This window comes from Aeromicrobium sp. (genome assembly GCF_036675695.1).
Lineage (GTDB): Bacteria > Actinomycetota > Actinomycetes > Propionibacteriales > Nocardioidaceae > Aeromicrobium.
This window is the reverse complement of sequence record NZ_JAKFEL010000088.1, coordinates 1-11,318: the sequence shown is the minus strand read 5'-3', so window position 1 is coordinate 11,318 and position 11,318 is coordinate 1. Positions and strand designations below refer to the sequence as shown.

Sequence of the window (11,318 nt, the reverse complement as noted above, 5' to 3'; positions counted from 1 at the left end):
CTTCGCGTTCTCGGCGATGATCTCGTCGAGACGGTCACGGTGCAGCACGACGCCCTCGATCAGCGAGATCGCGTAGTCGTTGACCGGGTAGTCGGTCGAGTCGCGACGATCCGCCAGCGTGCCTCCGGGCTCGAGGCTTTGCGCCTCGGACTCAAACAGGATGTCGAGGGCGCGCTTGCGGGACTTCGTACGAGCTGACATCAGGACTGGACGCGACCCAGGTAGCTGCCGTCGCGAGTGTCGACCTTGACCTTCTCGCCGTTGACGATGAAGAGCGGGACCTGGATCTCCTTGCCGGTCTCGAGGCGAGCCGGCTTGGTGCCACCGCTGGAGCGATCGCCCTGAAGGCCCGGCTCGGTGTACTCGACGAGCAGCTCGACCGAAGCCGGGAGCTCGATGTAGAGCGGCACACCTTCGTGCATCGCGACCATCGCGTCCTGGTTGTCGAGCATGTAGTCCTTGGCGTCGCCGACAACCTGCTCGGAGATGCTGACCTGGTCGTAGGTCGACTTGTCCATGAAGACGTACGCGTCGCCATCGTGGTAGAGGTACGTGAAGTCGCGCTTGTCGACGTTGGCGGTCTCGATCTTGAGGCCAGCGTTGAAGGTCTTGTCGACGGTCTTGCCGCTCAGGACGCTCTTGAGCGTGGTCTTGACCATCGCTCCGCCCTTGCCCGGCTTGTGGTGCTGGAACCAGATGACGGACCACAGCTGGCCGTCGAGGTCGAGGACCATGCCGTTCTTGATGTCGTTCGTGGTGGCCATCAGCCGATCTCCATGAGGTCTTTGGTCATCGTGGTGAGTACCTCGGGGGCTCCCGTGGTCACGAGGACGGTGTCTTCGATTCGCACTCCCCCACGACCCGGGACGTAGATGCCCGGCTCCATCGTGAGGACGGTGCGACTGACCAGTTTACCGGTGTTTCGAGCGGCGATGAACGGGTCCTCGTGTATCTCAAGGCCAACACCATGTCCGAGCCCAGTCGTGAAGGCGTGAAGCCAGCCCGCGGCGTCCAACGACGCCCTTGCAGCATCGTCCGAGTCGGACACTTTTGCGCCATCCCGGAAGTGGTCGAGCCCTGCTGCCTGCGACTCCTGAACGGCGCCATAGATCTCGCGCTGCCAGTCGTCAGCCGTGCCGAGGACGACCGTACGTGTGCAGTCTGCGTGATAGCCGGCTACGCGGGCACCGAAGTCCGCCTTCATGAACTCTCCATTGCCGAGCACTCGGTCTGTAGGGCTGTGGTGCGGGATCGCTGAGTTCTCGCCGGTCGCCAAGATCGTCTCGAACGCGATCGCTTCGGCGCCGAGGTCGAGCATGCGGTTCTCGAGATCGCGAGCAATGTCGCGCTCGGTGCGGCCGACCAGCGGTCCGGCGAGAAGCCCCTCGAGTGCCTTGGTCGAGATGGCGCAGGCTGTACGCAGGTGCTCGATCTCTTCCTCGTCCTTGACGACTCGCAACTCTTCGACGACGCGACCCGCAGGCGCGAGCGCGGCACCGGGTGCCAGCGAGGTGAGATTGGCGTGACCGTCGACGCTCAGCGTGTGGGTCTCGACTCCCCAGGTGCCGGAACCCATACGAGGCGAGGCTGCGCCCGCGAGGTCGCGGTCGATCACGTGCTCGACATCGGGCAGCTCGTTCGCGGCCTGGTCACGGTAGCGACCATCAGTGAAGAACACCGGCGCACCCTCGCGCGGGACAAGCAGTGCACCGTTGGATCCGGTGAACCCGGTCAGGTAGCGGACGTTGACCAGCGTCGTGACGAAGATTCCGTCGAGCCCGCGATCGCCGAGTGCCGCAACCAGCCGTTCACGACGAGCCGCAGTTGTCATGTCGCCGCCTCCACAAAAATCAAGAGCGTGTCGGCGCCGCCATGACCCGGAGCCTGATGGGTCGTTCGCTGGCGCTCACTCACTGATGGCCTTGTAGGCGTCCAGGATGAGCGACTCGTCGGGGCCGGCGAGGATCACCGGCGAGGCAAGCGCATCGAGTACGACGAACCGCAGCTGATCGCCACGGGTCTTCTTGTCGACGCGCATCGTTGCCGACAGGGCTTCCCAGATGCCTGGCCTGTAAGTCGTCGGGAGTCCCAGAGTCGTCAGGATCGAGCGGTGGCGCGCCAGCAGCTCGTCGTCGATGAGACCCGCTCGGTGGGCGATCTCGGCGACGTAAACCATGCCGATCGAGATGGCCTCGCCGTGACGGATGCGGTAGCCCTCAAATCGCTCGACGGCGTGACCGAAGGTGTGCCCGTAGTTGAGTGCCTCTCGACCGATTTCGGCTCCGTTCGCCGCTTCGCGCAGGTCGCCGGCAACGGCCCGCGCCTTCACCGCGATGCCCTTGGTGATCAACTCAGCAACGATCGGGGATGTCGCGTCGGTGACGGCTTCGGGCGCGGCTTCGATCAGCTCGAGGATCGTCGGATCTGCGATGAATCCACACTTCACGATCTCGGCGAGACCGCTGCGAAGTTCTGCTGCGGGCAGCGAGCTCAGTACGTCGAGATCGCAGAGCACGCCAGCCGGCTCGTGGAATGCGCCGACGAGGTTCTTGCCTTCGGGGGTGTTGATGCCGGTCTTGCCACCAACAGCGGCGTCGACCATGCCAAGCACTGTCGTCGGAACATTGACGAACCGCACTCCGCGTAGCCAGCTCGCTGCGACGAAGCCCGCAAGGTCGGTCGTGGCACCGCCGCCGAGACCAACGATGACGTCCGAGCGGGTGAACCCGAGCTCGCCGAGGACCTTCCAACAGAACGCGAGGACGTCGGCGGTCTTGGCCTGCTCGCTGTCCGGCACCTCAATCAGGTGCACGTCGAGAGAGTCTGCAACGAGCGGCTTGCGCAGCTGCTCGGCCTGGTCGAGAAGCCCGGGCGCGTGGATTATCGCCACGCGCAAGACACCAAGTCCGTAGCCGATGAGACCGCGAAGCTCCTCGTGAACGCCATTGCCGATCACCACGTCGTACGGGTGGTCAGTGGGCACGGTGAGCCGGGTGGTCATGCGGGGTCCCCTCGGAGCTGTTCGGTGGAGGAGCGAAGCGGGGGAAGCGAAGAACTCCGAGGGGTGCTCATCGGTCCTCCTCGATCAGGGTGATCGCCTTCTCGGCGACTTGGGCGGCATCAAGATCGTCGGTCTGGATCGTGAAGCGCGCAACATCTCTGTAGAGCACGCGGCGCTGGTCCAGCAAGTTCTTGAGCTGCGTACGTACGTTGCCGAGCAGCAGGGGGCGACCGGAGTTCATCCCAACGCGTCGAATGGCGGCTGCGAGCCCGACATCGAGGAAGATCACTCGATGGCCAGCCAACGCAGCCCGGCTGGCGGGACTCAGCACAGCTCCCCCGCCCAGACTCACGACACCGTCGTGCTCAGCCAGCGCAGCTGCGACAGCCTTCTCCTCGAGTGTGCGGAAGTGCGCCTCGCCATGGTCGATGAAGATGTCCTGGACGCTGACGCCCTCGCTCGCTTCGACGTCCTGGTCAGTGTCGCGTACGCCAACACCCAGTCGTTGACCCACGATCTCCGCCACGGTGCTCTTGCCAGCTCCGGGCGGTCCGACGAATACGACGAGCGGACTCAACGGTGCCTCAGGTTGGCGAGGTAGCCCTCGACGTTTCGCTTGGTTTCCTCGACCGCGTCGCCACCGAACTTCTCGATGATCGCGTCGGCAACAACCAGCGCAACCATCGCCTCGGCGACGATGCCGGCAGCGGGAACAGCGCATACGTCCGAACGCTGGTGGTGGGCACGCGCCTCCTCGCCGGTCTCGACGTCGACGGTGCGCAGTGCCTTGGGGACTGTGGCGATGGGCTTCATCGCGGCGCGTACGCGCAGGATCTCGCCTGTTGTCATACCGCCTTCGGTGCCGCCTGCACGTCCGGAAACGCGTCGGATGCCGTCCTCGGTCGGCACGATCTCGTCGTGCGCGAGCGAGCCGCGGGTGCGAGCGAGCTCGAAGCCGTCGCCCAGCTCGACGCCCTTGATGGCCTGGATGCCCATGAGTGCAGCAGCCAACCGACCGTCGAGTCGCTTGTCCCAATGGGTGTGCGATCCGAGTCCTGGCGGCAGACCTTCGACGATCACCTCGACGACGCCACCGAGAGTGTCGCCGTCCTTGTGGGCCGTGTCGATCTCGGCAACCATCGCCTCGCTCGTCGCGGGGTCGAAGCAACGAACGGGATCTGCGTCGAGTGCTTCGACGTCGCTGTGGCTCGGGATCACGCCAGCAGGTGCGCGTACGGTGCCGAGCTCGACAACGTGCGACACGATCTTGGCGCCGGTGGTCTGCTCGATGAACTGCGCGGCGATCTCGCCGAGAGCGACCCGTGCAGCCGTCTCGCGGGCGCTCGCGCGCTCCAGGATCGGGCGGGCCTCATCGAAGCCGTACTTCTGCATGCCGGCGAGGTCCGCATGACCGGGACGCGGACGGGTCAGCGGCGCATTGCGCTTGAGACCGTCGAGGATGTCTGCGTCGACCGGATCTGCCGACATGACCTGCTCCCACTTGGGCCATTCGCTGTTGCCGATGCGCAGGGCGATCGGGCTGCCCATCGTCACACCGTGACGGATGCCGCCGACCAGCTCGAGCTCGTCGGCCTCGAAGGCCATGCGTGCGCCGCGGCCGTGACCCAGTCGGCGACGTGCAAGCGCCGCCTGGATGTCCTTGCTGGTGACCTCCACCCCTGCGGGCAGACCTTCGAGCACGGCCACCAACGCGGGGCCGTGCGATTCACCAGCTGTGAGCCAACGGAGCATGTCGACAATTCTCCCACGCCCCACCTGCAACGAACGTCAGGCATTCAAACCGGGTAGATCGAGGAACTCCAGGCAGCGCCGATCACGGCTCCGGCGACCATGTAGGGGCCGAATGCATAGCCCTTCGCATCGACGATCTTGAGCCGCGACAGGACCACGCCGAACACCGCTCCGAGGATAAACCCGGCATACATCCCAACGAATACGGCGCTCCCGCCAAGCGCACCAAGCGCGAGCGCCAGAACTCCGGAGAGACGTACGTCGCCGTAGCCGAATGCACCTGCGAAGAACCGGTGTCCCACCCAATAGAGGATGCGGAAGATCACGTAGACCACGATGTTGGCGATCAACGCTCGCGTGAACACGTCGGCGTCCTTCAGAAGCAGTGCGCCCAGGCCGACCAGCAGCAGGCTCGCAAGGTAGGTCGGAGCGACGATCACAACTGGCAGCAGCTTGGTGTGCCAATCGATGTAGCCCAGCCATGATCCGACCCCGGCGATCAGCACCCACACAGGCATCAGCTCTGGGCTGTCGATTCGCCACGCGACCAGACCAGCCATGAGCGCGGCGGCAATCGCTAGACCAACGGGCAGCCCTCGTGCGTCGGCTAGCTGGGCGTACGGGATCTTGTCCTCGGCCGGATCCTCGGGCTCCGGGATGCGGCGAAGCACCCAAGGACCAGCGGCGCCGAGCACTGCGGCGGCGAAAGCAGCGAGAGCTATGGTCACGCTCGGAACACTAGCGAGAGCTGAGCTCATCCAGCGCTGCAGCGCGCAGCAGCTGTGGATCGACGGAGTCTCCGGTCATCAGCTCGACCTGAAGCGCGGCTTGGTGAGCAAGCAGGTCGATTCCGGTGACATGCGGCAGATCCGCCTTCACGGCGGCGTCGATGAGGTGAGACGGCCACGGGTCGTACACGACATCGAACACGGCGCGTGAGGCCGCGACGAGCTCGTGGACCTGCCCATTGGCGACCTCTGCCGGGATGGTCGAGACCAGGAGATCGACGCGGTCCAGCAGCGGCTCGTCGAGCTTGCGCGCGGACGCCGCCATTCCCGCCGTGGTGGCGATGTCGACAGCCTCAGCGGCTCGGGCCGGATCTCGTACGACGAACTCGACCTGCGTCACCCCGATCGTCGAGAGCGCGTACGCAATCGACGCGGCCGTGGCGCCGCCCCCCAGGATGCGAGCAGTCAGCAGATCGCTGATCCCCCGTTCGGCGAGTGCAGAGACTGCGCCCGGGACGTCGGTGTTGTAGGTGCTGGGTATGCCGTCATCGATCACGACGGTGTTGGCCACTCCGAGTGGTGGTCCCCCATCGGGCTCAACCAGTTCGGCGAGGCGTCGCTTGAGCGGGGCCGTGACCGACAGTCCGCGCACGTCGTCACCTAGCGAGCTCAGGAACTCCTGCAGACCGTCCTCTTCGACCAGCACGGCCTCGTAGGTCCAGTCGAGACCCAGCTCCGCGTAGGCGGCACGATGCATTGCCGGCGACAGCGAGTGGGCTATCGGCGATCCGATGACGGCGCAGCGCATCAGCAGATGTCGTCGGTGTCTTTGGCGCTGCGGCACCATGCACGCAACCGCTCGGCCGCAGCCTCGTGGTCACGCAGGTTGTTGGTGAAGACCGTGGTCTCGTTCTCGTAGTCCGGCACGAAGTAGAGCCAGTCGCCATCTGCCGGGTTGAGAACCGCTTCGATGGTCTTCTTGCCAGCAGCACCGATCGGTCCAGGTGGCAGACCCTGATGCTCGTACGTGTTGTACTCCGACGGGTTGTCACGCTGCTCAGGTGTCGTCCACACGTCGCCAGTGATGCCGTTGGCGAATGCCACGGTCGCGTCCGACTGGAGCGCGATGCCCTGGTCGAGGCGATTGAGGAACACGCGAGCGACCTTCGGGTAGTCCTCGTCGCGGTTGGCTTCGTACTCGAGGATGCTCGCCAGCGTCATGACCTCGACCGACGTCATACCGATCGCGTCGGCACGGTTGGCGAGGTCCAGCTCCTTCTCAACTTCGACGGTCTTCTTGACCATCTGCTTGAGCAGGCTGGTCGCCGTCGAGCCAGGCGCGACTTCATACGTCGCCGGATAGAGGAATCCCTCGGGATTGTTGTTGGCTTCCTTGGGAAGGCCGAGTGACTGAGGCTTGTCGAGGGCGGCCTCGACCTTCTTCTTCGAGATGTCTGTGCTCTTGGCGATGATCGTGATGATCGTGGTGACACGCGCCCCCTCAGGAATCGTCACCCTGCCCTCGACCCGGTTGTTGCGGTCCACGAGCTCGCGCATCGCCCACTCCGCAGACATCTGCTTGCGGAGCTTGAAGAATCCCGCCTGGACTGCCTGGAAGCGGGAGTCGTTGAGGCTCAGCTGGTAGAACGCCTCAGCGCTCTTGACCACATCGGCCTCTTTGAGAATGTTGGCGATCTGCTGGCCAGTCGCACCGCTCGGGATCTCGACGACGACGCTGCCGGCGCCTTGACCGGGGTAGTCGGCGGGGCCACCGAAGAAGTCCATCGCCTTGCCGACGACCTTGTAGCCACCGAACAGGACGGCCAGAACGATCAGCAGCGTGACGATGCGGCGACCCCAAGGCTTCTTGGGGGGACGCGAAGCGCGACGCCGACCCGGGCCGGACGGCCCACCGGTCATCAGGTCCAGTCCGCCGTCAGCCATTCGTCCTCGCTAGTGTCTCGCCGGGCGCAGACCCTCGGGTCCGCTCGGAATCCAGTGCCGTCTGGAGGATCACGGTGGCAGCTGCCTGGTCGATGACACTCCTCCTCGAACTCCCGGATCGTCCACGTTCTCTGAGCAGACTCTCCGCAGTCATCGTAGACATCCTCTCGTCAAAGAGCCGGATGGACACCGGGTCGATGGCTTCGACAAGGTCGGCGCAGAAGGCCCTGACCTTGACCGCTGCCGGGCCTTCGCGGCCGGACAGCCCGATGGGCATGCCGACGACGCACTCGATCGCGTCGTACTCGCGCACGAGCTCAGCCAGACGCCCAATCGCATCGGGACCAGCTGCAACTGTCTCGACAGGAGTCGCAAGCATGCCGTCGGGGTCACAGACGGCCACGCCGATCCGTACGTCTCCGACGTCGATGCCGATGCGCCGTCCTGGCCGCATCAGGAGCCGATCGCTGCTTCGACTGCTGCCAGTGCCGCGGGGATCGCCGACACGTCAGTGCCACCGCCCTGTGCGACGTCCGCCTTGCCTCCGCCTCGTCCACCGATCTTCTCGCCGACCAGACCGACGAAGGTGTTGGCGCTGAGGCCCTTGGCCTGCGCGGCCTCGTTGAGCGCGACGACCGTCGACGGCTTGTCATCGGCCGTACCGATCACCACGACGACGGCGGGCTTGTCCTTGGGCAGGCGTCCGCGGATGTCGAGGGCAAGCGTGCGGACATCGCCGCCGTTGGCGCCCTCGGCACGGTGGCCGACGTAGGCAACCCCGTTGACGTCCTTGGCAGCTGCGGCGATGTCGCCGGCGGCACCAAGGAGCTGTGCTGCCTTGGCGCTCTCGACTGCCTTCTCCGCGGTCTTGAGGCGCTCGAGAAGGTCCTGCACGCGTCCCGGAACCTCACCCGGCTGAGCCTTGAGGATGTCGGTCAGCTGGCGTACGACATCGCGCTCGCGAGCGAGGTACTCGAAGCCTTCGATGCCGGTCAGTGCCTCGATACGTCGGTTGCCCGCACCGACAGATCCGTCGGAGGTGATGACGACGGTGCCGATCTGTGATGAACGATCGACGTGGGTGCCACCGCAGAGCTCGCGCGACCAAGGGCCGCCGATCTCCACGACGCGGACGTCCTCGCCATACGTCTCGCCGAACAGCGCGAGGGCGCCGAAGTCGCGAGCTTCTTGCAGAGACATGGTCTGAGCCGTGACGGGCAGGTCGGCACGCAGTGCGCGGTTGGACGCCTCTTCGACGCCGTGCAGCTGGTCGGGCGAGAGCGCGCCACTCCAGCCGTAGTCGAGACGCAGGTAGCCAGGGCGGTTGTAGGAGCCGGCCTGGAGTGCCGTGGGACCGAGCACCTCGCGCAGCGCAGCGTGCACGACATGCGTACCAGAGTGCGCCTGGCGGGCGCCGAGGCGCCATTCGGGATCGACAGCGGCTTCGACGTTCTGGTCGCGCGTGAGCTCGCCCTCAAGCACGCGTACCTGGTGAACGACAAGACCTCGTACGGGACGCTGAACGTCCAGCACCTCGGCCCGACCGCCGTCCCAGATGATGTGGCCGGCGTCGGCGTTCTGACCGCCGGACTCGGCATAGAAGGGTGTCCGGTCGAGCACGACCTCGCCGACCGTGCCAGCGACCAGCGCGGGCACGCTGTCACCCTCTGCGAGCAGCGCGAGGACGCGCGACTCGGTGGTCAGTGTCGAGTAGGCCAGCCACTCTGTCGGTCCACCGGCGTCAAGGGTCGCGCGGTAGATCGACGTGTCGGCATGTGCGCCCTTCTTGGACTTTGCATCCGCCTTGGCGCGAGCACGCTGCTCGGTCATCAGCGCGCGAAATCCGTCCTCGTCAACAGTCAGGCCCTGCTCGGCCGCCATCTCGAGGGTCAAGTCGATCGGGAACCCGTAGGTGTCGTGAAGCGCGAACGCCTGATCGCCCGGCAGCGCCTTGCCGCCCTTGTTCTTGATCGCCGACGCAGCGGACTCAAAGATCTGCGTGCCCTTGCCAAGCGTCTGCCGGAAGGCGTCCTCCTCGGCGTACGCGATCTTCTCGATGCGCGGGAAGTCGGCTTCAAGCTCCGGGTAGGACGCTTTCATACGATCGAGGCTGACCGGCAGGAGCTGCGGCAGAGCCGGGTCTTCGTAGCCGAGCAGTCGCATCGAACGCACAGCGCGTCGGAGCAGACGGCGCAACACGTAACCACGTGCCTCGTTGCCCGGGGTCACGCCATCGCCCATGAGCATCAGGCCGCTGCGCACGTGGTCGGCGATGACGCGGAAGCGTACGTCGTCAGTCGGGTCTGCACCGTACGTGCGACCGGTGATCTCCGAAGCCTTCTCGATCACCGGGAAGACCTCGTCGATCTCGTACATGTTGCCCTTGCCCTGAAGCAGGTATGCAACGCGCTCGAGACCCATGCCGGTGTCGATGTTCTGCTGCGGCAGCGGTCCGACGACGTCGAACTTGTCCTTGGCCAGGACGTTGGTGATCTCTTCCTGCATGAACACGAGGTTCCAGATCTCCAGGAAGCGGTCCTCGTCCACGACCGGGCCGCCGTCGGGACCGAACTCCGGGCCGCGGTCGATGTAGATCTCGCTCGCCGGTCCGCCAGGTCCGGGCACGCCCATCTGCCAGTAGTTGTCGAGCAGACCGCGACTCTGGATGCGCTCTTCGGGCAGTCCGGCAATGTCCTTCCAGAGCTGACGCGCCTCGTCGTCAGAGTGAAGAACCGTGACCCATATCTTCTCGGGGTCGAACCCGAAGCCACCGTCGTCGATCGACTTGGTGATCAGGCTCCACGCGTGCTCGATCGCGCCGGCCTTGAAGTAGTCGCCGAACGAGAAGTTGCCGCACATCTGGAAGAACGTGCCGTGACGGGTCGTCTTGCCCACTTCTTCGATGTCCTGGGTGCGCACACACTTCTGCACGCTGACAGCGCGGTCCCACGGCGGGGTCTCCTGGCCGAGGAAGTAGGGCTTGAACGGCACCATGCCGGCGTTGACGAACAGCAGGTTGGGGTCGTCGAACAGCAAAGGGGCAGAAGGCACCGCGGTATGTCCGGCGTTCTCGAAGTGCGCGAGGAATCGTCGGCGAATCTCAGCGGTCAACATCAGGGGTGATCCTTGTCAGCAAGTTCGTGGCGGTGAGTCTCGAGACTCAAGTGGTCAAGGTTGGGAGTGCCGGACAGCTCGTGGGCGACTTCTCGCTCGCGAGTCTCCATGCCGTCGCGCAGTTCGCTGCGGAAGGCTCGCCATCCGAGCCCGAGGGCTGCGGACTGATCGACGAGTCCTGGCATGGAGAGCCGGTATGCGGCTCGTTTGGCCTTGGCGGCCGCGTAGACCCCGGCGGCGGATCCGGCGACGAACCAGACCATCCGCCCTCTCATGAGCCCATCCAGCTGTCGGCGGTGGCTGAAGGAGTTGCGGCTCGAGCGGCTCGGCGGGCGGCCTGCAGGCGCTCACGTCGGCGGCGACGATATTCGCGCTTCATCATCCCGAGGATGCGATCGCGGCTCTCAGGTCGCAGCGCGTGCGCGACGCCGTGGGTGAAGACGGACAGCCGCACGCCGGGTCGGCCGAGTGCAGTCGCGACGACCTGCTGCTGTGTCGGTGGCACGATCAGACGGCCTTCGACGACGCGAGGAGCCAACGAAGCAGGCAGCTGCGTGACGACTGGGGTGGGCCGTTCGACCAGCGCAATCTCGCTGGAGACCGGGGTCGAAGTCGGGGTCTCACGCAGCGTGCGTACAGCACGAACGGAGATGACCGCAGCGCACAGCGCGACCACGGCCAACACCGCGGTCGACACGAGGATCACGAGCTCCGCCGACATGCAGACGAGCCTATCGCGTCACCGTTCGCGCAGAATGGCGCGGATTCGAGCCAGGCGT

General features: G+C 65.5%; 12 protein-coding genes and 1 pseudogene. All 13 read right to left on the bottom strand.

Annotated elements, in window-relative coordinates:
- Positions 1-201: pseudogene (locus V6M39_RS05915) on the bottom strand (transcription antitermination factor NusB); the annotation flags it as partial.
- Positions 201-767 (bottom strand): elongation factor P, encoded by a 567-nt coding sequence (gene efp, locus V6M39_RS05910; protein ID WP_332642822.1) that lies wholly within the window; start codon positions 765-767, stop codon positions 201-203. The gene efp and the pseudogene V6M39_RS05915, both read right to left, overlap by 1 nt.
- Positions 764-1,831 carry a M24 family metallopeptidase gene (locus V6M39_RS05905; protein WP_332642821.1) on the bottom strand — a complete coding sequence of 356 codons (1,068 nt, stop codon included), beginning with the start codon at positions 1,829-1,831 and terminating at the stop codon, positions 764-766. Before V6M39_RS05905 ends, efp begins: the two co-directional genes overlap by 4 nt.
- A gap of 75 nt (positions 1,832-1,906) precedes the next feature.
- Positions 1,907-3,001 (bottom strand): 3-dehydroquinate synthase, encoded by a 1,095-nt coding sequence (gene aroB, locus V6M39_RS05900; RefSeq protein WP_332642820.1) that lies wholly within the window; start codon positions 2,999-3,001, stop codon positions 1,907-1,909.
- A 67-nt stretch (positions 3,002-3,068) separates the two neighbouring features.
- Positions 3,069-3,578, bottom strand: a complete 510-nt coding sequence (locus V6M39_RS05895) for a shikimate kinase (protein WP_332642819.1) — start codon at positions 3,576-3,578, stop codon at positions 3,069-3,071.
- A complete protein-coding gene (aroC, locus tag V6M39_RS05890) occupies positions 3,575-4,753 on the bottom strand; it encodes a chorismate synthase (protein ID WP_332642818.1) in 1,179 nt (392 codons plus the stop codon). The genes V6M39_RS05895 and aroC overlap by 4 nt, the downstream gene beginning before the upstream one ends.
- Before the next feature lie 44 nt (positions 4,754-4,797).
- The gene (locus V6M39_RS05885; RefSeq protein WP_332642817.1) at positions 4,798-5,481 is read right to left on the bottom strand and encodes a prepilin peptidase; all 684 of its coding nucleotides are present in this window, start codon (positions 5,479-5,481) and stop codon (positions 4,798-4,800) included.
- A gap of 10 nt (positions 5,482-5,491) precedes the next feature.
- Positions 5,492-6,289, bottom strand: coding sequence for a shikimate dehydrogenase (locus V6M39_RS05880; RefSeq protein WP_332642816.1), 798 nt, complete (start codon positions 6,287-6,289; stop codon positions 5,492-5,494).
- Positions 6,289-7,425, bottom strand: a complete 1,137-nt coding sequence (mltG, locus tag V6M39_RS05875; RefSeq protein ID WP_332642815.1) for an endolytic transglycosylase MltG — start codon at positions 7,423-7,425, stop codon at positions 6,289-6,291. The genes V6M39_RS05880 and mltG overlap by 1 nt, the downstream gene beginning before the upstream one ends.
- Positions 7,418-7,879, bottom strand: a complete 462-nt coding sequence (gene ruvX / locus V6M39_RS05870; RefSeq protein ID WP_332642814.1) for a Holliday junction resolvase RuvX — start codon at positions 7,877-7,879, stop codon at positions 7,418-7,420. The genes mltG and ruvX overlap by 8 nt, the downstream gene beginning before the upstream one ends.
- Positions 7,879-10,539 carry an alanine--tRNA ligase gene (alaS, locus tag V6M39_RS05865; RefSeq protein WP_332642813.1) on the bottom strand — a complete coding sequence of 887 codons (2,661 nt, stop codon included), beginning with the start codon at positions 10,537-10,539 and terminating at the stop codon, positions 7,879-7,881. Before alaS ends, ruvX begins: the two co-directional genes overlap by 1 nt.
- Positions 10,539-10,802: a DUF6167 family protein gene (locus V6M39_RS05860; RefSeq protein WP_332642812.1), complete on the bottom strand. Its 264-nt coding sequence runs from the start codon at positions 10,800-10,802 to the stop codon at positions 10,539-10,541. The genes alaS and V6M39_RS05860 overlap by 1 nt, the downstream gene beginning before the upstream one ends.
- A gap of 8 nt (positions 10,803-10,810) precedes the next feature.
- Positions 10,811-11,260, bottom strand: a complete 450-nt coding sequence (locus V6M39_RS05855) for a hypothetical protein (protein ID WP_332642811.1) — start codon at positions 11,258-11,260, stop codon at positions 10,811-10,813.
- Between the last annotated feature and the right edge of the window lie 58 nt (positions 11,261-11,318).